We start from the raw sequence: 23,047 nt of genomic DNA on the forward strand, positions 1-23,047 counted from the left end.
TTTAATGATTTTAGTTATACTTTATCTTTTTCACCATTACATGCGTAAAGCCAGGCTAGCAAAGTAGTTCAGGCCATATGCATAGTAATACTTGGCGGGGAATTTATTCACGTTCTTATCAGTGTAGTCGAAACGCAGCTGTTCAAAACCACCGGTAATCATTTTCTGGTTATTCAGCAGATTGTTGACACCTGCGGTGAATACCAGTGTAGACCTGATTTTGCCGGTTTTGATGCGGAAGGTTTTACCACCGAAGATGTCTACGGTTGTCTGACCTGGCAGTTGTTCCTGTGCGAGGACGCTCTTCCACAGATCGGAGCCGGGCTCTACGCCGTTGGTAGCGCGTTCTGTACGTCTGATGGGGTTCATGCTCACCCACATCTGATCGAAGTAGTTAACGTTGAGGTTCACGAACCAGGCTTTTTTACCCTGATAGTTGAGTCCTACGGTATATGCTTCCTGCGGTGTCTGGCCGATGCGGTAGTTTTTGGAATAAACAGTTTCGTTGGCCAATACGGTAGCGCTGTTGTCTACAGTTACCACTGCGTTCTGGCGGGTATTGTAGTAGTAGCGTCCGATGTTGGCGGCAGCTTTAATGCTCAGACCTTTATACAGCGGAGCTTCCAGACCTATCTCCATGCCATAGTGTTCTTTACCGATATTGGAAAGAGCATAGTTCACGAAGTTCTGGTAGCTGTCATCGTAATAACTCAGCACGTCCATACCATCTTTGAAGTTGGTATAATAACCGTTGAGACGGAGCTTCAGCTTTTCCCAGTTGAGCACATAGCCTGCTTCCACATCAATGATCTGTTCGGAACGAACATCGTTCTGGGCAGTGTTGCGGATACGTGGAGAGGTGAACACACTTTCCACGAAAGGTGCGCGGGTAGCGTAAGAGCCGTTGGCGAACAGATAGTTGCGGCCATCTATTTTCCAGGTGATACCACCTTTGGCGGCGTAGTTGATAAAGGTATAAACAGTGGACTTGCCTTTGGAATTATCAGGATACAGACCATTACGGACATTACCGGTTCTCCACATGGAAGTGGAAGAATAAGCGCCGGAGAGGAAAAAGTCGAAGTGGTTGTACTTGAAGACCGTTTGCATAAAGGCTTTGGCTTCATTGAGGCTCAGCGTATAGTCGTAACCGAACTTATCGTTCTTTTTCAGTACACGGTTAGGATCGTCCAGGTCGTTCTGATTCATCTGGCTGCTGCCGGGGAAGTCCCTTTCTGCAAACTGGTTCAGGTTGAGATAATAATCACCACCCAGCAGATCGTTTACTCTTTTGAAGTTGTGGTCCTGTTGTACATTGTAGGAAATACCGGCGGTGAACTCGATATTTTTATCCAGCAGGGTATTATAAACGGAGTTGAAATTACCTTTTTGCGTGGAAGTAATTCTGTCTTCCAGAATATAGCGGGAACGCAGGCCATCTTTGCCGATGCTGTGACGGTTTACTTCATAGAGATTGTCCCAGTTGATCTGACGTGCATTTACATCGTTGGTAAAGATGCTGGCGAGCAGCTGACGGGTAGCGTCATCGGTGGCATAACTAGGCAGGTTGCGGTAGTAATCCGGGCGTGGGTCCGGAGCATTGTACCAGTCCAGTGCAGTGCGGGTGCGGTCACCGAAGGAATAGGAACCGGTTGTTTTCAGGCTGCTTTTGTTATTGATGGTCCATTCGTGGTTGAGGATAAAATAAGGCTGGAAGTTGCTGGTATAGTTGGCACTTCTTTTTTTACCCTGTTGATACCCCCAGGAAGGATTGTAAAAATTGGAACCTGCGAGGTCATACATTTCCTGCGTGGCCGCTGTTTGTCCGCCGTAAACGGTGGGCGTACCGAAGGTAGTGAATGACAACAGGTGATGTTTGTTGATTTTTTTGTCGATGGATGCGAAGTAGGAAGCACCGTTGTAGAAGGTACCATCAACATATCCCTGGCCGGCGTAGCGGAAAGAACCGGCTACGGAAAAGGCCCATCCGTTGGACATCAGACCGGTAGACCAGCTGGCCATTACACGGTTGTTGTAGTTGCGGTTGGATTGTGCATAACCTACACTCAGCTCTTTGCTTTGTTTGGATGCACGGGTATCGATGTAGTTGGCACCACCAATATCCCCGTAGGCAAAATCGATAGGACGCAGGCCAATACTGGTAATACGGCTGCGCATCACATCATTGAGGCCACCCCATAAACTCCAGGCCGTATAGCCGTTGGTGAGGTTTTTAACAGGCGCTCCATTGATATAGGTATCAAAGTAGGAAGCATCATATCCGCGTAATTTGAAGCGGGCCGCATTAAAATTAAAGACGCCGGAATAATAAGGGTCACGGCCGCCATAAAGGATGGAAGAGATGCTTTGTCCGGATGATCCGGCATTGTTGTCAGCATCATTTTCGTCCAACACAATTACGGGGATGTTGCTCCTGATATCTTCCTTCAGTTCCAGTGCTGCCACACTGTCTTTCTTCACCTGGGAAAAAACGCCGGGAGCAGCAAGCAGCAAGCTAATTCCCGTAAACAGTCTTTTGGAAAAAATCCTAGCAGATCTATTCATGCATTGTAATTTGTACAGATTCGTTGGTCCGGGTTATTATCACTGCAGGTCTACAAACAGATTTTGTTGGCACAGAGATAATTTTAAAAATCAGGCCGCAAAGCTAAGGTATTTTTTTATCGGTAAAGACACTTGTTTACGATCTCTTAATATTAGTTAACACTGATTAACACTACAGCTGCGAGAAAAATTTCCATTATCTTTGCGCCCCATAACATTGGCATACACATGATCAGAAGAGGAATATTATGGCTATCTCTGTGCTTGGCCGTGACCTGCACCTATGCTCAAAGCAAACAGTATAAAGTAGTCAACATCGGTTTTTATAACCTGGAAAACTTTTACGATACCACCCATCAGCAAGGGGTAAACGATTATGAGTTTCTGCCCCAGGGCCAGAAACGATATACCGGTGAAGTATATCTTGATAAGGTTAAAAACCTCGCCAGCGTAATAAAGGATATTGGCACCAACATTTCTCCTGAAGGACTGACTATCCTGGGCGTAGCGGAAATAGAGACCCGTGGCGTGCTGGAAGATCTTACACAACACCCGTTGTTAAAGGATCGTGGTTATGAAATCGTGCATTATAATTCTCCTGATGCCAGAGGGGTAGATGTAGGACTCCTGTACAATCCCCGGCATTTTAAGGTGGAACACAGTGCTCCCCTGCCGGTAGAACTGCCTGCTGATGCGGCCGGCAACCGTCATAAAACAAGAGATGTGCTGTGGGTGAAAGGTAACCTCGACGGACAAACGCTGCATGTGCTGGTCAACCACTGGCCTTCCAGACTGGGTGGTGAAGCTGCTTCTGCGCCATTACGCGCTATTGCAGCAAGTGTCTGTCGCACACTTATTGACTCACTGTTGCAGCAGGAGCCCGATGCCAATATCGTGGTGATGGGCGACCTCAATGACAACCCAACCAACGAAAGCCTCACCCGCGTTTTGAAAGCCGGTGGCGATCAGCAAAAGCTGAAAGCCGGTGAACTTTTCAACCCATGGGTATCTTTCTACAACAAAGGTATCGGCACCCTCGCCTATCAGGATGCCTGGGCTTTGTTCGACCAGATCGTCATCTCTCAGAATCTGTTGTCAAAAAAAGAAGGACAGTTCCGTTTCTATAAAGCCAATATTTTTAAACGGGATGATATGATACAGACCAGTGGCCGTTATAAGGGCTATCCCAAACGGACCTACGATTTTGATAACTATGCGGGTGGGTTCTCCGATCACTTCCCGACATTCATCTCTCTGATAAAAGCAATTGAATAACCCGTTAAATAAAGGCAGGCCGGATTAAGCTCCCGGCTTGCCTTCCATTTGTTTGATGATATTGTTGACCTCCGCTTCTGTGGCCCTTAGCTTCTGCTGACAGAACTCTATCAACAGGGAAGCCCGTTTTACTCTTTCGGCCAGTACATCTACTGAAACGGTTTCATTTTCTATTTCTGCTGCTATCTCCTGCAGCTCAGCATAAGCGGCTTCATAAGTCAGTTCCTGTTCCATCATGCGGTGTTTTTGCTGTAACGGTGGCTTCCAGTGATGCGTCGTGCAGCCGTACAGTAATGTGGCTGCCGGGATCTACCGAAAGAGCGCTGTTGATAATTTTATCGCCTGCATATACAATGGCAAAGCCACGTTTCAATATATTGACAGGACTCATCAATTTGAATAAGGTATCATAATGTGCCAGCTGTCCGCGTTTATTCTGCGTATACAGCCGGTTAAAGGAACGGATGTTGGCCACCAGGTTTTGCAACTCATTTTGTTTGGCTGCCAGCACCATCCTGGGCCGGGACAAGATCGCACTGCTCAGGTTCAGCAACGCATGCTGATGATGCTGTAATACCGAACGGGAGCCATGCGACACCAGGCTGTGATATCCGTGCAATATTTCACGATGATGCTGCAACACGGTACGTGACTGGTTGATCACAGCCGAATTCAACGCAGACAAGGCTTTGTAATGCTCCGAAAAAAGTTGTTGCGCTTTGATCAGAATGGTTTGTTGCAATCCGCTCACAGCATCCTCAAAAGATTTGTTATGTGCAATGATCAGTTCTGCTGCCTTGGTGGGCGTTTTGGTAGGACTGTGTGCCATCATATCGGTGATGGTCTCGTTTTTCTGATGACCGATACCGGTAATGACAGGAATGGGAAACTTGGCCACTGCCCTGCCCAGCAGGAAAGTGTCAAATAACAGGAAGTCTGTTTGCGCGCCACCACCGCGGATAATCACCACTGCATCATAAGGGATGCCACTCATGTACACATCAATCAGCCGCTGTTGTACCAGCTCAGCTTTTGTTTCTCCCTGTACAACGGTAAAATAAGTGTCAACCTGAAACTTATAACCAAAACGGTTATAATCCAGTGTATGCCGGAAATCCTGAAAACCCGCGGAGTTTCCGGAAGTAATGACTGCGATTTTCTGAATGACTGCCCCGAAGGAAAGTTGACTGTTTCGTGTAATATACCTGTCTCCTTCCTTACGGATAAAGTCGGCACATTCCGTCAGCAATCTTTGCAGGGTCTGTTGTTTCTGCTGTTCCAGCATGCCAATGGTGAAGCTGGTATCGATATCGAGCAGGGTGATCTGCAGACCATGCACCTGATGGTAGCTGACAGCCACTTTCACCAGTACATGAATATCGTTCCTGAACTGCTGGCCGGTCACATATTCAAACTCCTTGATACGTATAGCACCATTACCCCAGGCCACCGCAGATACTTTGGCCACGATGGCGCTGGAAGAAGTATCCTTTTCCACCAGATCGAAATAATGATATCCTTTCTGGGCATAGAAGGAATGGTTGGTCACATCGGCGACCACCCAATAGGTTTCTTCTCCAAATACATTGGAAAGGGCCTGCTGGATCTTGCCGGTAAGCGCAGAGAGTTTTATGGATTCAGGTGCAGTCATGGGTGACTGTAAAGATAGGGAAAAGCACCATCATCCCGGAAAACGGGCCAGCTCAGATTGACTGAATATCCATTCCGGTGTGATCAGTTTTCCCCCGAAGGAAGCGGGATACCAGGGCCCCTCAGCAGCAGGATTTTTGAGGACATGGATATTTTGAGCAGGCATATAACTCTGTGCCAGCATAAAAACCTTCTCCCCTGCCGTGTTTCGGGCTACGTCCATCACAATCACCGCATGTCCGGGGGAACCACCCCTGATAAATACATCACCCGGCAGTATCTCACGCGTAGCCGCCACCGTTTGCAGCTCCCTGCTCAGCGACAAGGTACCTGCATATGCAAATACTGTTTGAAGATACTGCATAAAACCAGCCCTGTCAGTAGAGGGCTGTGCCAGGCGCTGTTTGCTGAGTTTACCCTGCTGCGGCACAAAACGATAGCCCAGCCGCCAGCTGGCGTAATCCATCCAGGTACCATCCGTCGCATGAAAACCGATCTGCTGTTCTTTACCCGATGTGTACAGGTATTCGGCATACAGGCGCATCACGGCGTCTGCACATTGCTGCAGATCACGATTGCCCACGGAAATATCAAGAACGGCATATTGTGCTTCCTGATTGGCTTTGCGACGACCATCATACAAATACACGGTATGATCTTTCTTTAAATCCATTTTACGGAGCCAGGCACCAAAAGTGCCCGGGGCCTGCGGAATGCGGGCATAGCCGGCCGGCAGCGGAATCTCACCTACAGTGGCTGGCGCTACTGCAGCCTCCACAGCTAACGCAGGTGTGTCCGGTAATGTATGGCCGGCAGCATTACAGGCGCTGATGCCGGCACAAAGGGTCAATAACTGAATGGCATGTACGGTACGCATAGGTAGTATTTGATTCTTTGATTTAGGATTTTTTGATTTACATATTTTATTAAAATCGAAAATCGATCAATTACTGAGATGCAGGAGGCACTCATTTCCATACTACCCGGCAGACTCTTTTTGGGCAGGTTGCAGTATGCGCTGGATGGTGGCCGTTTTCAGCTCTTTACCGATAAACACCAGCGTGGAAGCCGGTGTCACATCGCCCCAGGGCCCGACCGGTAGGATATGGAGGTATTTACCGGTAGACTGTACCAGGTATTTCTGCGGATCGTTTTGTACAGCCACATATCCCTTGATGCGGTATAACTGTTCCGGATATCCGTTAAAATGAAGGTCCAGTACAAACACCAGCATATTCAGGTTAAAAGGATGGGGCGATTCAAATAATACAGTATTGATTTTGTGGGCCGTTTTTACCGGAGCCACAAGAGGCGCCTGGTCACGCCCTATCCGCTCCCGGGGCTGCATATCACCTACCCTCACGTTACCATCTTCTGTGGCGGTGATAAAAGCCAACGGGTTGACTTCTTCCAACAGTTGCTGCAACCGCAGCAAATCCGGCACCGGCAGCCCTTTTACTTTGTTGAGCACAATCACATCGGCACAGGAAAGCTGTTTTCCTACTTCTGTCACCTGCTCCAAACGTTCTTCCACATTTTCCGCATCCACCACACAGATGGTAGATACCAGCTGGTAATGGGCTTTCACCTCTGGCATACTGAACATACCAATGATATTACCCGCATCTGCAATACCGGTGGTCTCGATAAAAAGCTGGTCCGGCCGGTCTTCCAACTGTAAGATATTTCCCAGCACCTCCAGCAGGTCGTTGTCCAGCGAACAACAGATACAGCCACTGGTCAGTTCATATACATCATCCACTTTGGCCGATACCAGTGAAGCATCGATATTGACTTTACCAAATTCATTTTCTATTACAATGTTGCGGAGCGTGCTGAACTGCTGCAGGAGACTGTTCAACAATGTGGTTTTGCCGGCACCCAGAAAGCCGGTCACCAGATACACTTTAACAGGATTATTTTTTGTCATGTTGACGATTATAAAAACGTAAGAAATAAAAGCCCGCAGCAATCAGCGGTAAACTCAGGAGCTGACCCATGTTCAACAGATGCCCGTTTTCGAAAGCCTCCTGGTTTTCTTTGATGAATTCTATCAGGAAACGCGCGCTAAACACTAATATCAGCAATAATCCGAATAAATACCCCGGTTGCCTGGCTGCTTTATTTTTTTTATATAGGGAGATGAGTAACGCGAAGATGATAAAATAACAGGCTGCTTCATATAACTGGGCCGGATGACGGGGGATATCGTCTACTCGTTCAAAGATCACCGCCCATGGCAGTTGTGAAGGCAGCCCCACAATTTCTGCATTAAAAAAGTTGCCTATACGAACCAGTCCACCCGCCAATGGCACCACTACTGCCAGTCTGTCGAGCAGCCATATCCAGGATAGTTTGTACCGGTGGGCAAACCAACCCGTTGCCACCAGAATGCCGATGGCGCCGCCATGGCTGGCCAGTCCCTGATAGCCGGTCCATTCGATACCAGCGCTCCCCCACCGGAATGGCAGTACGATTTCCAGGAGATGATGCCGGTAATAGCCGAATTCGTAAAACAGGCAATGCCCCAGCCGCGCACCGATGATGGTGCCCGCCACCACATATATCAGCAAGCGGTCCAGTATGGCCCGGCTTTTCCCTTCACGGTCCAGCATATACGCCATGATCCGGTAACTGGCCAGAAAGGCCAATAGAAATGCCAGGCTATAGTACCGGAAGGCAAAACCATCGATACGGAATATTTCCGGTGAAATATTCCAGCGGATAAATAACAACATCATATTCATCATTTGCAACAATGTTGCAAATATAATAAAGTTTAGATAGAAAAGAATTTAAAAGAATACTGTACATCCCCCTTCCAGGCGTACCGATGCTTTGCAGGTAAAAAAACCTATCTTTGGCCGCATGTCACTTTTTATCACGTCATTGAATTCGGGAAGCAACGGTAACTGTTATTATGTCGGAAACGATCAGGAAGCGGTATTAATAGATGCAGGCATCTCCTGCCGGGAAACGGAGAAACGTATGGCCCGCCTGGGCCTGTCGATGACGAAAGTGAAAGCCATCTTTATCTCCCACGAACATTCAGATCATATCAGAGGGGTAACCGTGCTGGCCAAAAAACATCAGCTGCCGGTATACATCACACAGAGCACGATGGCAGGCGGCAATCTGGCACTGCAGCGGGTCATGTCATTTAATGCCTATCAGCCGGTGCAGATAGGCGAACTGTCCATCACCGCTTTCCCCAAACACCATGATGCCGTAGAGCCACACAGTTTTATTGTGACCGGCAACGGTGTCAACATCGGGGTATTTACAGATATCGGTGCACCCTGCGAACATTTGCTGCATCATTTCCGGCAATGCCATGCCGCTTTTTTAGAAGCCAACTACGATGAGCAGATGCTGGAGCAGGGCAGATATCCCTACTATCTGAAAAACCGCATCCGTGGCGGGAAAGGGCATCTTTCCAACCGGCAGGCACTGGAGATATTCACCAGCCACCGCCCACCGTTTATGACACATCTGCTGTTGTCACATCTCTCTCAGGACAACAACAATCCTTCACTGGTACAGGACCTTTTTGATCAGCATGCCAACGGCACCCGGATCATTGTGGCCTCCCGCCATGCCGAAACAGCCGTGTTTCAGGTGAAAGCTACCAGCTCCGTGGAAAATGCTGTAACAATGCCGTGATAAGCGTCGGAAAAGGTTGAAATTAACAAAATCTGTTGGCATGTTTTATGGCCATGATTCTATGTCAACAAAACCTGCAGCCATGGATACCACACATGAAACCATAGAGATTCTGAACGATCTCATCAGCATTAACAACGACCGGATTAACGGTTACGAAAAAGCCCTGAAGGATACCAAGTCCAATGATGCCGACCTGAAACCCCTTTTCACACATATGATAGATGAAAGCCGTACACTGAGAAACGCATTGGGCAAGGAAGTGCAGGGCCTTGGCGGTGAGATGGGAAAAGGCTCCACTGCCAGCGGCCGTTTGTTCAGGGCCTGGATGGACGTAAAAGCGGTCTTTACCGGACACGACAGACAAAGCGTGCTGTCTAACTGTGAAGCCGGAGAAGATGCCGCCCAGCGTGCCTATATGGATGCCTTACAAGATGGTCACCTGCCTCACTATCTCCAGGAGATGCTTGCTCAACAGCAATCTACCCTCAGATCAGAGCGGGATAGAATTCATTCACTTCGTTCCCGGGACTAAGGTTCCGGGATTTTTTTGTTACCCCCTGTAGCGCAGTGCATTTTTCTATATTAGCATTAAATATCAATCCTATGCACCCGCTACTGAGAAACCTGCTCAGCATTGCTTCACACCTCCTGAAGTCAATCTGGTTGTTCTTCCCCGGAATCATCTTTTTACTGTTCATCATTTTCATCAGCTGGTCAATGGACCAGGGCAAGGACGTGATTGTAGCTTACACGGAAAACACTTATCATGAGAGGATCATCTTTTTTCTGGCAATAGGCTTTTGGGTTTATGTCAGCTGGTATTCTTCCCGAATCATTTCCTACATAAAAAAAGCAAGGCAGATCATGGACATACAGGATCAGGCCATGATCAGCAAAACAGCTGCCACTGCTGATTACAACAATTACAGTGACCGCTTTCCCATCAGCAAACCGTTTCTCGATGCGTTTCCGCGGCTGCTGGGCAACTGCTGCTTTCTGTTGCTGGAGCTGGCCCTGCTGCAATCGCCGGTATTGTATTATCCGCTCAGTAACACGGTATCCTGGCTGGTTTTCGCCGCTGCGCTGACCGGACTTTATTTTCTTCCCCGACCACTCAACAAGTTGTCGTTACAACCAGCTTTCCCGAAAGTGTTTCTGATACTGCTGATCGCCTGGCTGACAGTTACCGTTGCCACCAGTTTTATTCCGCATATCAGCATTCTGTTGCTGCTCGCCCTGCTGGTGCTGCTACATGCCCTTTTCCTCCTGTATACGCATCTGCGGCGGGTAGAACTGGACATCTACGCCCGTAAGAGCCTGCTGCCTTCCCATACCCTGCTCGACGATGTGATGGAATACTTTTATATTCCCCGCTCAGAAAAAGGGTTCTTCCGTTTGTTTATTATCATCGGATGTGCGGCACTGGTTGTTTATGTAGGCGCCATCTTCAGCCTGGGCTTTGCCAGGAGACTGGGGCCATTCCCCTTTCTGTTGCTCGCATTCGGCATGTTGTTGTTATTTGGCAACATCATCACGGCACTGTCTGTGCGTTACCGCATCAGCCTTCATTTTCTGTTGCTGATAATGGCCCTGATTTTTGGGTTGAAGGAAACACATTACGTGAAACTGACAACGGCTCAAAACGGCAACCATTACCATCAAAGACCGTCACTGGACACCTATCTGCGTGCCTGGCTGGACAGCCGGCCTGTAACGACAGACAGCACCTATGATATTTATTTTGTGTTGGCCAACGGCGGCGCTTCCCGCTCTGCCTACTGGACCGCGGCTGTGCTGGGAGAGATTGAAGATGCCAGTATACGCGACCATCCGGCTGACCGCTTTTCCCATCACCTCTTTTGCCTTTCCGGCACCTCCGGTGGTGGTGTAGGTGTAGCCTCCTTCTTTGCCCTGCTGAGAGACAAAACACGGCAGCAGCCACTGTATGCCAGGTCTGCCATGACTTATCTCAAACAGGATTATTTCAGTTACACATTTGCACGGATGCTGGGCCCCGACTTCTTCCGTTATATCATCCGCACCTCACGCTCCGGCGACAGAGCTGCGGCCCTGGAAGAATCATTCGAAAACAGCACACAGATAGCAGGAGACTCTCTCTACCGTGTACCCTTTGACGAAGCCCTGTCTTCCTTTCCGGCCATGCAGGCCGATACCGTGCTGATGCCGGTACTTTGCATCAATACTACCCGCATGCAGGACGGTAATCCCGGCGTGGTCACCAACCTGCAGCTCAACGCTGATGTATTCAACAGCCGGGTAGATGTGCTCAGCCTGCTCCGTCATGATTCTGATATCACCATCACTTCCGGAGCATTACTGGGCGCACGTTTTCCCTATCTCAGCCCTGCCGGCAGGATACAGGACCAGTACTTCGTGGACGGCGGTTATTTTGACAACTCAGGCGCCGGTATCATTCAGGAAATCATCCGTGGCATCATCAACATCGGAGAGGATGACCGGCATCAGCATGGCGACACCAGCCGTTTGTATCAACAGATCAGCCATCTTCACTTTAAAGTGCTGCACATTACCAACAGCGCCGTCATTCCCGGCGAAGACCACTTCAGGTCTGTAGCCCCGGTGATCAACGACCTCTTCGCACCGGTGTTTACCGTGGCAGGCGCCTATGGTATGCAAACTACGGTCAACGATAAACGCTTAATACATTATATCAGTGATATCAACGACTACTACTACAAAAGAGCATCGTATATACAGATACCACTGTACAAAGACAGCCTAGAATGGCAGCATGACCCGTTAAGAGAAAGGTTCCCCAAAGGAGAACCTTCCTATACCATGAACTGGTGCATGTCGGACACGACCATCCGGCGGATCAATCAGCGACTGAAAAACAACACCGCTTTAACCGCAATTATCAATGACATGAAAAAATAAGGAATCCTATTTAAGACGATATGTCCGGTAACGTTTGTAACCAAACCATCCGAGTACAGCTAAAATCAGCAGGGGCCATATCTGCACAAAAAACAGCAGCAGATCACGTAACAGGGAGGAGCCTTCGCGGACAGCATTCAGCAGCTCTGTACCAAATCCTGCGCGGGCAATGCGGCGGGGGTTGATCACCGTTTCCACACTCGCTACTTCAGATTGAAACAGCTCTACTGTAAAGGTGGCATAAGCTACATCATCGAGTATTTGCAGGTTAGCGATACTCCTGTCTACCTTTGTTTCCGTTTTCTGATCTTCGTATTTCGCAATATCCAGTGCGGTGGATTTTTTATCAGGCACTGTCTTTCCGGTGGACTGGCCCGCTCTGTCATTCTTTAATGAATTAGACAGATATGACAACGTATAGTCTTTATCGGTAAGCACCCGGTAATCGATGAAAGCAGCCATGGACGTAAGTGTGCTCACTACCGAATCCAGATGAGCCACCGGTACGCGCAAGGTAAGATTAGCTGTAGGCGTATACAACTGCATCCGCTTCAGGGAATCAGCTGTATATGGCAATTCATACTGACCGTTGTATTTATTTTTCATCGTGCTTTCTACCACCACTCCCTGCAAACCTGCTACAGTACGCTCCATACGGGTGGAGGCAGTAAAAACATCTGATACCCTGCAACGCACATCTGCTGTTCGTACGCGTTTTCTGGATGGAGAGGTTAACGAGGAAATATCATTGGAAAAACCGGTGGAATCTGCGGTGGCTATATATTTAGATGTTTCATCTTCGGCAACGCGGGTAGAGGAATTAGGGGAATTCGATTGGCTACAGGCAGCAAGAACCACTGCAGGTAGCACTGCATAACGGTATAGTAAACGCATAGTGGATGATTTACCCGTTTATACCAACAACCGTTAAAAGGTAACCTTTCAAAAATGTTAAAAAAATAAAGGGCATGCAGCAGATGTTCCGGGATATGCTGAATGACCAGCTTACGGCGGCACAGCGCAAAGCCTTGTTTAACCAATATTTCCGCTGGCAGCCGAAGAACGGGCGTTATGTTGCAAAATACACCCGCTACTAATCCACCAGCGAAGGACGTATCCCGTATTGTTTGCTGAACTCATTGCTGAAATGCTGCACAGTGGTATACCCTGCTTCATAGGCCACTTCCGTCACTGGCAGCTCTCCTTTTTTGAGCAGCTGATAGGCTATACCGAGCCGGTGCTCCTTAAAATAGCCAAACACTGTATTATTAAATACTTCCTTAAATCCTGTCTTCAGTTTAAATTCATTCAGCCCTGTTTGCCTTGCCAGCTGCGCCAGGGAAGGCGGATGCTGTATATTGGCCAACAGGCATTCCCTGGCGGCATGTATTTTTCGTATATCCGTTTCCGATAGCTTTCTTTTTTTAGGGGAGGTATCAGTCTGTTTTTCAAATTGTTCGCATTGCAGGATCAGCAACTCTATGGATTTAGCCTGGAGAAACAAGTCTTTGAGTCCGCCTTCGAAGCGGCAGGCATTGATTTCCCGGATGATTTGCTGCATCTCTGGCGTGACCGGGAGATTACTGAGTGCAGTATCGGTTTGTCCGTTTACCATGTTGTCGGCCATTTTATAAAGAGCTGGTCCAGCGTTTTCGGCCAGTTGCAGAAAACGTTCCGGCACAAAACTGATCACCAGTAACTGCAGGTTTTCCTGCTGATAAAAAATACTTTCCCTGGGATTATAAGGATTGGTGAGGAGGCTATGTCGCCCTGGTGTGAACTGATAGGTGGTATTACTGTTATGCGCAGTAGTCGTGAGGCGTCCCTGTTGCAGGAACACCAGTCCGGGAATAGGCGTGTCCAGTCCGCTGCTGACATTAATATCCTGATGTACGTTTAAAGTGCATTGTCCTACGTGTATGCCATCGGAATAATGCTGACGATAGCGGATATCCCAGAAAGGCAGCCGTGCCTCTCTGTCTGTGGTTCGCATCAGTTCATTGAGTTGCATGGTTTTGTTTTCCACGTGAAGGATATCGCCGTTGTTGTCTCTAAAGGTAGTCCCCATAAATAATCCGTTTTACGCAAATGTTTCTCCGTTACCTGCTACAGGCTGTTTGTAAAATGTAGTCATTTTGTACAATGCCGCTGCAATACGGTAGTGACACCTGAAGGTCCACTTACCCTGCGTCATGGGCATGCTTTAACTTTTTTTTAACCTATGGCCACAAACTACAAGACATCGGTATACACAGGGATAACTTACCGTATCATTTATTTCCTGTTGTACAAGGTGATGCGTTACCGTTATACAGAAGTGATTCAGAATCTTTCCAGGTCGTTTCCGGAGAAGTCCTATGAGGAGATTAAACGGATTGCACTGGAGTTTTACCGTCATTTCAGCCGATTGTTTGCAGAGATACCCGTATTGATGATGCTACCCAGGGGCAGGGTTGCAAAACGGCTGGTATTGGAGGGGGCGACGCTGGTAGAACAGTATCAGGCCGAGGGCCGGCCTGTTATCATTATGCTGGGGCATTACGGCAACTGGGAATGTTTGTCTTTATTACCGGCTTTGCTGCGATGCAGGGTTTACGGGGTATTCAAACCACTCAGCAACCGTTTTTTTGACCGGCTGATGAAAAAGATACGTTCCCGTTTCGGGCTGCAGCTGCTTTCTATGGAAGAGGTGCCGCGGCATATGCTGCAACGGCGGCTGCCACCGGGAGCTTATATTTTTGTGTCAGACCAGTCGCCTCCTCACTGCAAACATATTGTAGACTTCCTGCATCAGCCTACCTCCGTGATCACAGGCACGGAGCGGCTGGCCAGGGCCACCAATGCTGTAGTGTTATATGCTGTGCTCCATAAAACCAAAGCATGCCAGTGGAAAATGTCTTTATCGCTGATAACGGAAGAGCCCGTAAATACAGCACCTTTTGAGATCACCCATATTTTTAACGCCCGCCTGGAGGACGACATCCGTCAGCGTCCTGCCTACTGGCTATGGACACACCGGCGCTGGAAAAACAATCTTTCTGCTATATGAATCTGTATGTCATCTGTATTGCCGGCACCGGCTTCTTTTTCCTGCTGATCCTGCTGGTACCGCTGCTCCTGTTAATCAACCTCCACCGGGAGAGGGAGTGTGAAAGTGAGATAGAACCATTTTACGACACGTATAAATAAAAGACTGCTGATACCAGCGGGGAAAAATTTTCTCCGCTGGTCATCAGCAGTCTGGAATATGAGGAATGATGAAACGGGAGGCCCTATTTCACCAGTTTCACGCGTACGGCGTTAGGCCCCTTATGGCCCATTTCCACTTCAAATGTTACTTTTGAGTGTTCTTTAACACGGTCCAGCAATCCATTCACATGCACGAATATGCTTTCCTGTGTTTTCTGGTCCTTGATAAAGCCATAACCTTTGCTTTCGTTGAAGAAGGTCACTACACCGTTATGAATAGGATCCTGTTCCTCGGTTTCGGTCTGTCGGGCAACACCAATCTGGATATCTTCCAGATTGACTTCTTTCTTTTTGCTGGGGTCCGGAGGGGTAGATGTAATGTTTCCGTCTTCATCGATATAGGCCATCATATCTTCTAAACTCTTTCCTTTTTTGTTATTGGCCTGCCTTTCCTCTCTTTTCTCTTGTTTTTCTTTCTGCTTTTGCTGTTTTTTCTTTTCAGATTCTTTTTTGTTGAAGTTTCCCTGTGATTTAGCCATAATTTATTATTTCGGCAACTGCTTTATTGATTTTAGAAACGCAGTAACCTTCATCGAAGATACAAAAAATCAGGAACTTTCCGCACTTCATAGACTCGCTAGCAGCAAGATTTCCAGCCAGCCTTAAAAGAAACCCGGACGCATAAAATAATTACATATATGTCATAAGGGACAGATGGCAGATATTACATTAAAATACCCCATTCCTCATCCCGCTCCGGATAATCCTTGTATTTTTCCTCTCCTCCCCTGTCTTTCCAGTCGGAATCGATCACCAGTTTGGAACTGATACCACCACGGGGATTACAGATCAGCGTCACCCTCAAACGGTCGGGCTCATACACCTCCATCATATGGTCGTACATGATATTGATCAACCGCTCATAAGATACGATGATGTCGCGCAGATGGTACACATACTGTTTGAGCGACTTCAGCTCAATGATTTTGCCCTTAGGATAAAAAGTAATGTACAGCTTGGCGAAGTCGGGCTGCTCATGTACCCCGAGGAAAGTGAACTCCGGCACTTTAATCTTCATTTCATACTTCTCCCTGGACGGGTTGGGTAATGCCTTCAGGATAGTCAGATCTATCTGCTGATAGAGCTTTTTGATCATGGTGGTCATAAATGGTTGATTAAGCTGATTTAAAGTTAATAAGGTTCCGTATCATTTTAAATACTTGCCAGTATACTGTCGAACACCTGTACGGGTTTACCACAGCCAGGGCATGAGCAGGTGCCGAACAGGTATGACCAGCGTTCCATGAGTGAAGTCATTTTCAGCTGTGCCGCATAATGATAGCCCCAGTTACGCATATTCGTGTCCGTTATGGTGCCGTCCCAGGCAGGCACTTTTTCCGGATGGGGTACGATGACCTGCCCTTGCTGGTCTTTATGGAATACAGGGTCCTGGGTGTATACCCTGAGCTGGTTGCCATCCGGCCATATATAACTCTCCTTGTTACAGGCAGCGCAAATACCTATATATTCATCTCCGCTTTCATACCGGATACAGAAGCGGGCAAAAGCGCGCTGGTCATAAGCTACCGCGATTGCAGCCAGAAAATAATTACGGTCCGTCTCCTCCTCCATATGTTGGTGTGCAGTCGGCAGCAAAGCGATACCCAGCACAGGCAGGCGTTGCAAGGCTTGTATATAGGCATTATAAATATCCCGGACCTGAGCCGGCGGAATAGCCGTATTATGGCTGAATTCGGCAGGAATAGTGTCTGGCACCGGGGCATTGCCATCTTCAGAGATCAGTACCGCCAGGCTTCCCAGCATTCCTATCTGTAAGGCGGGATCCGGGAGACCGGCAGCCAGGTCTATCAGATAGGGGACCGCGGCAAAAGTGTTTTCATACAAGGTATTCTGATGGTAAATCCTTTCCCAGATGATTTCATCCAGCAGGTCATCAGACCAGTCTTTCTTTAGTAGGGCCAATGCTTCGGGTAATGTGTCGTCTATTCCGTAAGGGCCATTCAATTGCTGCCAGGCAGCATCATGGAGTGCTAACATAAAAGCAAGATACACATCTCCTTAAAAAACAGAAAAAAACGATGAACAAGCTCCGTTTTGTAAATCGCGGAGGTTGTATTATTTTCATACCATACACTTTTTATCAACACGACCTCTTTGGACCACGGTAATGAAAAACAATGGTTGCTCTCTGTTGCCAGCGGGGATGAACGCAGCTTCCGGCAGCTCGTGCAGCAGTACTGGCCGCAGGTATACGGTACAGCCCTGCGGCTGACCCGTTCCCCCGAACAGGCCAAAGACCTGTCCCAGGACATCTTCCTCAAACTATGGAACAACCGTAGCAAACTTTCCGAGGTAGACAACGCCGGTACCTTCATTTATGTATGTGCCCGTAACCTGATCATGGACTTCCTTGAGAAAAAGGTATTACGTACTGACAACCTCGATACCCTCGCCGGCCACCTGGAAGAAGATCCTTTCCGCAACGCACAGGCCACCCTCGAATACAAAGAGCTGGAATATACACTGACAAAAGCCATCGAGCACCTGCCCTCCAAAGTGAAAGAGGTGTTTATCCTTCACCGGTTCAAGGGATTAAGCCATCCGCAGATAGCCCAACAACTGAATATCTCCGTAGTGAGTTCACAGACCTATATTGTAAGAGCCCTCCGGAGTATCCGGGAATACCTCGAACGCCATCCGAAACGGATTTTCACATTGCTCGTGCTGCTGACCGCTTTTTTTTAATTTTTTTTCCGTTGACTGTCTTACCCTCCTTTTGTTTTCCGTCCTTATAACAAAGAGGAAAACTGATGACCTTAAACCAGCATCCGCATGTCCGACCAATTATTTGAAACGCTGTTCAAAGATTATATGAACGGAACGCTCGGTGCGTCGGGGCTACAGCAGTTCCGGCAGATGGCCCGCGACCGGAAGAACAGACTCCTGCTCTCCCGCTTGCTGGAAGAAGCATTCAGTAACCCCACCTACGCAGAAGCAGCAGATTACGACGCCAGCGAGATGGCCGCCGAAATTCTACTCAAAGCCCGGCAACAGGATCAGGTATTATCCCTGCTCCCACCAACCCGCAAACCACCCGTGTTCAGACCCTGGTTTAAATACGCCGCAGCAGCAGCCCTTTTCGGTTGCCTGGTAGCAGGCACCTGGAAATTCACCGGTAAAAGGCATCCCGCCAGACAAGTGCTGGCCACCAACCAACCCGCCATTCCCGGAAAAGCACATCCCATCCTGATACTCGGCGACGGCTCCAGCATATCACTGGACAGCGTATCCAACGGCACCATCACACAACAGGGAGGCTCCCGCATCGTAAAGCTCTCAAACGGACAAGTAGCCTATCAGCCTGCATCCACCGCTAACGGCAGCACCGTCTACAACACCATGCAAACACCGCATGGCTGTATGTATCAGCTCACCCTGCCCGATGGATCCCACGTATGGCTTAACGCTGCATCCTCCATCCGCTACCCCACCACCTTTCCTGCCAACAGCCGCCAGGTAGCGGTAACCGGAGAAGCCTACTTCGATATTGCCAAAGATGAACACAAACCCTTTACCGTCACCGCCAACGGCATACAGATACAAGTACTCGGCACCGCCTTCAACGTAATGGCATACCCCGATGAAAACACACTACAGACGACCCTCATACAAGGCGCCATTAATATCAACACCAGCAAAACCAGACAGCTGCTGCAGCCCGGCGAACAAGCCTCCATCGGCCATACCACCGGACAACTCAGCATCACCCGGCCCAACCTCGACGAAGTACTCAGCTGGAAAAACGGTGAATTCTATTTCCGCGATACCAACATAAAAACCATCATGCGGCAGGTAGCCCGCTGGTATAATGTAGAAGTACAATATGAAGGCGATATGACAGGCCTCTCCCTCTCCGGCATCATCTCCCGGAACGGAGACATCCAACAGCTGCTGAAAGCACTGGAGCTGACAAAAATCGTTCGCTTCCGTATGAAGGATCGAATCATTTTCGTCTCCCAGGGCTGAAGCCCTGGGCTATATTTGTTACAGATAGGACGAAGGCTTTGGAATAAACTAAACTAATAGTATAAAACAACATATATAGATATGATGAAGGGTTTTGAATAAACTAGACTAATAGTATAAAACAACATATATAGATATGATGAAGTTTTTTGAATACACTAAAACAATAGTATAAAACAACGTAGTAAGCTTTTCTAAAAATCAACTAAAGAAAAAAATATTATAGAATGAAGGCTATTGGATACACAAAACAATAGTATAAAACAACATAGTAACCTTTTCTAAAATCAGCTAAAGAAGAAAAAACACCACCGTCTTACCCTTCAACAAATATAGCCCAGGGCTTTAGCCCTGGGACTGGAATATGATTGCTTTAAAATCCACGAATAACAATATGAAATTCCTTACCACGTGTATTCCCATTGCTGTAAGAAGACAGCCATTACGGGTGATGCTGACCTTTACACTGCTGCTGGCAGGCGCTCCTGGTTTCGCCCAGAAAGTGACCGTAGCTTTAAAAAATGTGCCGCTGGAAAAAGTCTTTTCTGCATTAAAACAACAGACCGGCTATTCTTTTATCTGGCGCGGTGAACCAACGGACGCGTTAAAAAATGTATCACTGGAATGTAAGGATGCGCCACTGGAACAGGTGCTGAAACCCTTCCTGGACAGGCTTTCCCTGACCTATCAGCTCTCAGATAAAATCGTGGTGGTAACCCGCAAGGAAAACAATCCGCCACCAGTAACAGATCCTGTACAGGCAACCCGCCTGCCTGTTTCCGGCAAGATCACAGATGACAAAGGATTTCCGCTGCCGGGTGTCAGTATCCGGATAAAGGGCACTACCATCGGCGTTACTACAGATGCGCAGGGAAACTATATGCTGAATGTGCCGGGATACAACAGTGTGCTGCAATGCTCTTCTGTTGGCTTTGAGCCAAAAGAAGTGGCTATCAACGGACAACAGACACTGTATATCACGCTGCAACAAAAGAGCGCTTCCCTGAATGACCTGGTGGTAGTGGGATACGGCACCCAGCAGAAAAAAAATCTGACGTCCTCCGTTTCTTCCATCAAAGGCAGCGAACTCACCGGCGTAGCCGTCACCAACCTCGATGCTGCCCTGCAGGGCAAAGCTCCCGGCGTACAGGTAGTACAGAACTCCGGTGCCCCCGGCGACGAAACGTATATCCGTATCCGTGGTAACGGCTCCCTTTTCGGTGAGAACCGCCCCCTGTACGTGATCGACGGGGTGCCTATGAGCAATCTGCCTGCAGCACAATATGGCATCTCCGGTGATGGTCAGCGTATCACCGCCACCAACAATATTAATCCCAACGACATACAATCGGTTGAAATACTAAAGGACGCTGCCGCAGCAGCCATCTACGGCTCCCGTGGCGCCAACGGCGTAATCCTCATCACTACCAAAAGAGGAGCAGAAGGCAAATCACGCTTCAATTTCAGCATGTACACCGGCGTTGCCGATGTACCCAAAAGACTGCCGCTCCTGAATGGTGACCAGTTTGTGGACCTGTTCAACGAATCCCGCACCAATGCCGGACTCCCGCCAGATCCCGCCATTGTTAAAACAGGCAGGAATACTGACTGGCAGAACGCCATCTTCCGCGCTGCACCGGTATCCAACTACAACCTCTCCATTTCCGGCGGCAGCCCTAAAACTTCCCACTACGTATCTGTGGGTTATCTCGATCAGACCGGCACCGTTGCAGGTGTACAGCATTTTAAGCGGTTCAACGGCCGTGTCAACTTTGACTTTGCCGCCACCGACAAAATCAAAATCGGTGTGAACCTCACCGGCGTACACTCCATCAACAACCGTATGGACAACAGCTTCTCCGGCCAATCCGTACTGGCCCTCGCACTGATAGAAAATCCCAACGATCCTATCTATAACTCCAATGGCACCTACTATGCGGATCCCAACCGGCGCTGGACCAGCCCGGTGATGATCGCCCATTCACTACGGTTCCAGTCGGTAGTAGATAGCTATATCGGCAACCTGTTCGGTGAGTACACTATCTTACCCGGACTGAAATTCAGGACCAGCTTCGGTTTTGATAATCAGCAGGTGACCGATGACCGTTACCAGTCCAAACAGGTCAACAACCAGTCTGCCGCCACCGGCTTTGTATCCGTCTTCTCTCAGTTCCTGTGGGTCAATGAAAATACCCTTTCGTATACCCCTGCCCTCAAAGGCAAACACCACCTGAGTGTGCTGCTGGGGCAAAGCGCACAGGAGGCTACCGTGCGCAGAATAGGTGTTTCCGGTAATACCAACTCCACTGATATCATTCAGGCCGTGACTGGCTTTACCAACCTTTTCTCTCCGCTGGACTATCGTTCGCAATGGGGACTGGTCTCTTATTTTGGCAGAGCGAGTTACAACTACGATGACCGCTATCTGCTGGAAGGTGTGGTTCGTACAGACGGATCTTCCCGTTTTGGTGCCAATAAAAAATATGGCTTCTTTCCTTCCGTATCAGCAGGGTGGCGTATCATTAACGAGCGCTTCATGAGAGACCAGCATTTCTTCAACGATCTGAAACTGCGTGCCAGTATAGGCGTTACCGGTAATAATGAAGGACTGGGCAACGACTTCCCATCCCTCGCCACCTATTCTACCGGATACAACTACGGTGCCTCCGCCGGCATTGCCCCCACTTCCCTCTCCAACCGCGACCTGAGCTGGGAAGCCACCACCGCAACCAACCTGGGTCTGGATGTCAGTTTCCTCAACAACCGGATTAACATCACCGTAGATGCCTACCGCAAAATCACCAACCGGCTCATCTTTAAACTGGAACTGCCCTATACCTCCGGCTTTAACCGTACCAATGGCGCCAATATCGGACAGCTGATGAATAAAGGTCTTGAGATAGGCATCAATACAGACAATATCCGGGGTAAGTTCACCTGGAACACCAACTTCAATCTTTATTTCAACCGTAATAAAATTACCAGTCTGCCTGAAACAGTGGCCGGAGATCCTTCCAGTTCCGATTTCACGGAAAGCCTCCCCGGTTCCTTCTTTACCAGCCAGCCTACCAGCATATTCCGTGTAGGCGAGCCCGTGGGCTCCTTCTTCGGTTACCGCAACAAAGGCGTAGATCCGGCCACCGGCAATATGATCTATGATGACATCAACAAAGATGGCAGGATCACTGCGGCCGACCGCGTAATCCTTGGCAACGCCCTCCCTGACTATACCGGCGGCCTTACCAATACTTTCGGCTACAAAAGCATAGACCTCAGCTTCTTCATTTACTGGTCTTATGGCAACAAGGTATATAACCAGACCCGCAGCATGCTCGAACGTATGAGCAGCTATAATAACGGTGACGCCCGTACGCTTAACCGCTGGACTCCTGCCAATACCGCCACTGACGTGCCCAAGGCCATCTTCAACGATCCGGTGGTGCCCAACAGCCTGACCAATGGAGAGGTATCCCAACGCTTTGTAGAAGATGGTTCTTTTATCCGGATGAAAAACATCACCATCGGTTATACTTTTCCTACCGCACTACTCAGGCGTGTGCGTATCAGCAATGCCCGTGTGTATGTGAGCGGACAGAATCTCTTTTTAATCACCCACTACTCCGGATATGATCCTGAGTCGCAGAACCAGTCTGTCAAAAACTCCCAGCTGGGCATCGACTGGGCTGTACAACCGCAGCCCCGCACCTTTATGGCAGGGTTAAACGTGAACTTCTAA

The 23,047-nt window shown here is 48.6% G+C and carries 21 protein-coding genes; 10 read left to right on the plus strand and 11 right to left on the minus strand.

Annotation, left to right across the window (positions count from 1 at the left end; genetic code table 11):
* Window positions 1-36: 36 nt before the first annotated feature.
* Window positions 37-2,565 (minus strand): TonB-dependent receptor, encoded by a 2,529-nt coding sequence (locus KD145_RS08495; RefSeq protein WP_212005466.1) that lies wholly within the window; start codon window positions 2,563-2,565, stop codon window positions 37-39.
* A gap of 228 nt (window positions 2,566-2,793) precedes the next feature.
* Between KD145_RS08495 and KD145_RS08500 the strand changes: the two genes are divergently transcribed.
* The gene (locus tag KD145_RS08500) at window positions 2,794-3,840 is read left to right on the plus strand and encodes an endonuclease/exonuclease/phosphatase (RefSeq protein ID WP_212005467.1); all 1,047 of its coding nucleotides are present in this window, start codon (window positions 2,794-2,796) and stop codon (window positions 3,838-3,840) included.
* Between the two features lie 24 nt (window positions 3,841-3,864).
* Here KD145_RS08500 and xseB read toward each other — a convergent pair whose 3' ends face one another.
* From xseB to lgt, 5 genes are all read right to left on the minus strand, one after another.
* Window positions 3,865-4,077, minus strand: coding sequence for an exodeoxyribonuclease VII small subunit (gene xseB / locus KD145_RS08505; RefSeq protein ID WP_249219769.1), 213 nt, complete (start codon window positions 4,075-4,077; stop codon window positions 3,865-3,867).
* Complete coding sequence (xseA, locus tag KD145_RS08510; protein ID WP_212005468.1) at window positions 4,052-5,491, minus strand: exodeoxyribonuclease VII large subunit; 1,440 nt, start codon at window positions 5,489-5,491, stop codon at window positions 4,052-4,054. Before xseA ends, xseB begins: the two co-directional genes overlap by 26 nt.
* A 30-nt stretch (window positions 5,492-5,521) precedes the next feature.
* Entirely contained in the window at window positions 5,522-6,367 is an 846-nt protein-coding gene (locus KD145_RS08515; protein ID WP_212005469.1) for a DUF4846 domain-containing protein, read from the minus strand.
* Between the two features lie 102 nt (window positions 6,368-6,469).
* Entirely contained in the window at window positions 6,470-7,420 is a 951-nt protein-coding gene (locus KD145_RS08520; protein ID WP_212005470.1) for a GTP-binding protein, read from the minus strand.
* Window positions 7,407-8,231 carry a prolipoprotein diacylglyceryl transferase gene (gene lgt / locus KD145_RS08525; protein WP_212005471.1) on the minus strand — a complete coding sequence of 275 codons (825 nt, stop codon included), beginning with the start codon at window positions 8,229-8,231 and terminating at the stop codon, window positions 7,407-7,409. The genes KD145_RS08520 and lgt overlap by 14 nt, the downstream gene beginning before the upstream one ends.
* 127 nt (window positions 8,232-8,358) lie before the next feature.
* On the opposite strand from lgt, the gene KD145_RS08530 reads away from it, so the two are divergent.
* The 3 genes from KD145_RS08530 (at window position 8,359) to KD145_RS08540 (ending at window position 12,075) form a co-directional block, all read left to right on the plus strand.
* Window positions 8,359-9,153 (plus strand): MBL fold metallo-hydrolase, encoded by a 795-nt coding sequence (locus tag KD145_RS08530; protein WP_212005472.1) that lies wholly within the window; start codon window positions 8,359-8,361, stop codon window positions 9,151-9,153.
* A gap of 82 nt (window positions 9,154-9,235) precedes the next feature.
* A complete protein-coding gene (locus KD145_RS08535; RefSeq protein ID WP_212005473.1) occupies window positions 9,236-9,688 on the plus strand; it encodes a PA2169 family four-helix-bundle protein in 453 nt (150 codons plus the stop codon).
* A 71-nt stretch (window positions 9,689-9,759) separates the two neighbouring features.
* The gene (locus tag KD145_RS08540; protein ID WP_212005474.1) at window positions 9,760-12,075 is read left to right on the plus strand and encodes a patatin-like phospholipase family protein; all 2,316 of its coding nucleotides are present in this window, start codon (window positions 9,760-9,762) and stop codon (window positions 12,073-12,075) included.
* 6 nt (window positions 12,076-12,081) lie between these two features.
* Here KD145_RS08540 and KD145_RS08545 read toward each other — a convergent pair whose 3' ends face one another.
* The gene (locus KD145_RS08545) at window positions 12,082-12,969 is read right to left on the minus strand and encodes a DUF4349 domain-containing protein (RefSeq protein WP_212005475.1); all 888 of its coding nucleotides are present in this window, start codon (window positions 12,967-12,969) and stop codon (window positions 12,082-12,084) included.
* 74 nt (window positions 12,970-13,043) lie between these two features.
* Between KD145_RS08545 and KD145_RS32475 the strand changes: the two genes are divergently transcribed.
* On the plus strand, window positions 13,044-13,172 hold the full coding sequence (locus KD145_RS32475; RefSeq protein WP_256441286.1) for a hypothetical protein: 129 nt from the start codon (window positions 13,044-13,046) through the stop codon (window positions 13,170-13,172).
* Here the strand turns inward: KD145_RS32475 and KD145_RS08550 are convergent.
* A complete protein-coding gene (locus tag KD145_RS08550; protein ID WP_212005476.1) occupies window positions 13,169-14,143 on the minus strand; it encodes a helix-turn-helix transcriptional regulator in 975 nt (324 codons plus the stop codon). The two genes, KD145_RS32475 and KD145_RS08550, sit on opposite strands and share 4 nt — an antisense overlap.
* 153 nt (window positions 14,144-14,296) lie before the next feature.
* Between KD145_RS08550 and KD145_RS08555 the strand changes: the two genes are divergently transcribed.
* Window positions 14,297-15,124, plus strand: a complete 828-nt coding sequence (locus KD145_RS08555; RefSeq protein WP_212005477.1) for a lysophospholipid acyltransferase family protein — start codon at window positions 14,297-14,299, stop codon at window positions 15,122-15,124.
* Complete coding sequence (locus KD145_RS08560; protein ID WP_212005478.1) at window positions 15,121-15,264, plus strand: hypothetical protein; 144 nt, start codon at window positions 15,121-15,123, stop codon at window positions 15,262-15,264. The genes KD145_RS08555 and KD145_RS08560 overlap by 4 nt, the downstream gene beginning before the upstream one ends.
* An 83-nt stretch (window positions 15,265-15,347) precedes the next feature.
* Here the strand turns inward: KD145_RS08560 and KD145_RS08565 are convergent, their stop codons facing one another.
* The 3 genes from KD145_RS08565 to KD145_RS08575 all read right to left on the minus strand — a co-directional run bounded on the left by KD145_RS08565 (window position 15,348) and on the right by KD145_RS08575 (window position 17,322).
* Window positions 15,348-15,803 carry a cold-shock protein gene (locus KD145_RS08565; protein ID WP_212005479.1) on the minus strand — a complete coding sequence of 152 codons (456 nt, stop codon included), beginning with the start codon at window positions 15,801-15,803 and terminating at the stop codon, window positions 15,348-15,350.
* Window positions 15,804-15,988: 185 nt separating this feature from the next.
* The gene (locus KD145_RS08570) at window positions 15,989-16,429 is read right to left on the minus strand and encodes a 7-cyano-7-deazaguanine reductase (RefSeq protein ID WP_212005480.1); all 441 of its coding nucleotides are present in this window, start codon (window positions 16,427-16,429) and stop codon (window positions 15,989-15,991) included.
* A gap of 47 nt (window positions 16,430-16,476) precedes the next feature.
* Window positions 16,477-17,322 (minus strand): hypothetical protein, encoded by an 846-nt coding sequence (locus KD145_RS08575; RefSeq protein WP_212005481.1) that lies wholly within the window; start codon window positions 17,320-17,322, stop codon window positions 16,477-16,479.
* 117 nt (window positions 17,323-17,439) lie between these two features.
* Between KD145_RS08575 and KD145_RS08580 the strand changes: the two genes are divergently transcribed.
* The 3 genes from KD145_RS08580 (at window position 17,440) to KD145_RS08590 (ending at window position 23,047) form a co-directional block, all read left to right on the plus strand.
* Window positions 17,440-18,030 carry an RNA polymerase sigma factor gene (locus KD145_RS08580; protein WP_212005482.1) on the plus strand — a complete coding sequence of 197 codons (591 nt, stop codon included), beginning with the start codon at window positions 17,440-17,442 and terminating at the stop codon, window positions 18,028-18,030.
* A gap of 87 nt (window positions 18,031-18,117) precedes the next feature.
* Window positions 18,118-19,311: a FecR family protein gene (locus tag KD145_RS08585; protein ID WP_212005483.1), complete on the plus strand. Its 1,194-nt coding sequence runs from the start codon at window positions 18,118-18,120 to the stop codon at window positions 19,309-19,311.
* A 394-nt stretch (window positions 19,312-19,705) separates the two neighbouring features.
* Entirely contained in the window at window positions 19,706-23,047 is a 3,342-nt protein-coding gene (locus tag KD145_RS08590; RefSeq protein WP_212005484.1) for a TonB-dependent receptor, read from the plus strand.

Source organism: Chitinophaga sp. HK235 (assembly GCF_018255755.1).
Taxonomy (GTDB): Bacteria; Bacteroidota; Bacteroidia; order Chitinophagales; family Chitinophagaceae; genus Chitinophaga.

What these genes read in the sequence shown, in the direction of transcription:
- KD145_RS08575 (WP_212005481.1), bottom strand. Translation starts at nt 17,322, where the DNA reads ATGTTAGCACTCCATGATGCTGCCTGGCAGCAATTGAATGGCCCTTAC.
- KD145_RS08545 (WP_212005475.1), bottom strand. Translation starts at nt 12,969, where the DNA reads ATGCGTTTACTATACCGTTATGCAGTGCTACCTGCAGTGGTTCTTGCT.
- xseA (WP_212005468.1), bottom strand. Translation starts at nt 5,491, where the DNA reads ATGACTGCACCTGAATCCATAAAACTCTCTGCGCTTACCGGCAAGATC.
- KD145_RS08540 (WP_212005474.1), top strand. Translation starts at nt 9,760, where the DNA reads ATGCACCCGCTACTGAGAAACCTGCTCAGCATTGCTTCACACCTCCTG.
- KD145_RS08570 (WP_212005480.1), bottom strand. Translation starts at nt 16,429, where the DNA reads ATGACCACCATGATCAAAAAGCTCTATCAGCAGATAGATCTGACTATC.
- KD145_RS32475 (WP_256441286.1), top strand. Translation starts at nt 13,044, where the DNA reads ATGCAGCAGATGTTCCGGGATATGCTGAATGACCAGCTTACGGCGGCA.
- KD145_RS08520 (WP_212005470.1), bottom strand. Translation starts at nt 7,420, where the DNA reads ATGACAAAAAATAATCCTGTTAAAGTGTATCTGGTGACCGGCTTTCTG.
- KD145_RS08590 (WP_212005484.1), top strand. Translation starts at nt 19,706, where the DNA reads ATGAAATTCCTTACCACGTGTATTCCCATTGCTGTAAGAAGACAGCCA.
- KD145_RS08550 (WP_212005476.1), bottom strand. Translation starts at nt 14,143, where the DNA reads ATGGGGACTACCTTTAGAGACAACAACGGCGATATCCTTCACGTGGAA.
- xseB (WP_249219769.1), bottom strand. Translation starts at nt 4,077, where the DNA reads ATGATGGAACAGGAACTGACTTATGAAGCCGCTTATGCTGAGCTGCAG.
- KD145_RS08530 (WP_212005472.1), top strand. Translation starts at nt 8,359, where the DNA reads ATGTCACTTTTTATCACGTCATTGAATTCGGGAAGCAACGGTAACTGT.
- KD145_RS08495 (WP_212005466.1), bottom strand. Translation starts at nt 2,565, where the DNA reads ATGAATAGATCTGCTAGGATTTTTTCCAAAAGACTGTTTACGGGAATT.
- KD145_RS08585 (WP_212005483.1), top strand. Translation starts at nt 18,118, where the DNA reads ATGTCCGACCAATTATTTGAAACGCTGTTCAAAGATTATATGAACGGA.
- lgt (WP_212005471.1), bottom strand. Translation starts at nt 8,231, where the DNA reads ATGATGTTGTTATTTATCCGCTGGAATATTTCACCGGAAATATTCCGT.
- KD145_RS08535 (WP_212005473.1), top strand. Translation starts at nt 9,236, where the DNA reads ATGGATACCACACATGAAACCATAGAGATTCTGAACGATCTCATCAGC.
- KD145_RS08555 (WP_212005477.1), top strand. Translation starts at nt 14,297, where the DNA reads ATGGCCACAAACTACAAGACATCGGTATACACAGGGATAACTTACCGT.
- KD145_RS08560 (WP_212005478.1), top strand. Translation starts at nt 15,121, where the DNA reads ATGAATCTGTATGTCATCTGTATTGCCGGCACCGGCTTCTTTTTCCTG.
- KD145_RS08500 (WP_212005467.1), top strand. Translation starts at nt 2,794, where the DNA reads ATGATCAGAAGAGGAATATTATGGCTATCTCTGTGCTTGGCCGTGACC.
- KD145_RS08565 (WP_212005479.1), bottom strand. Translation starts at nt 15,803, where the DNA reads ATGGCTAAATCACAGGGAAACTTCAACAAAAAAGAATCTGAAAAGAAA.
- KD145_RS08515 (WP_212005469.1), bottom strand. Translation starts at nt 6,367, where the DNA reads ATGCGTACCGTACATGCCATTCAGTTATTGACCCTTTGTGCCGGCATC.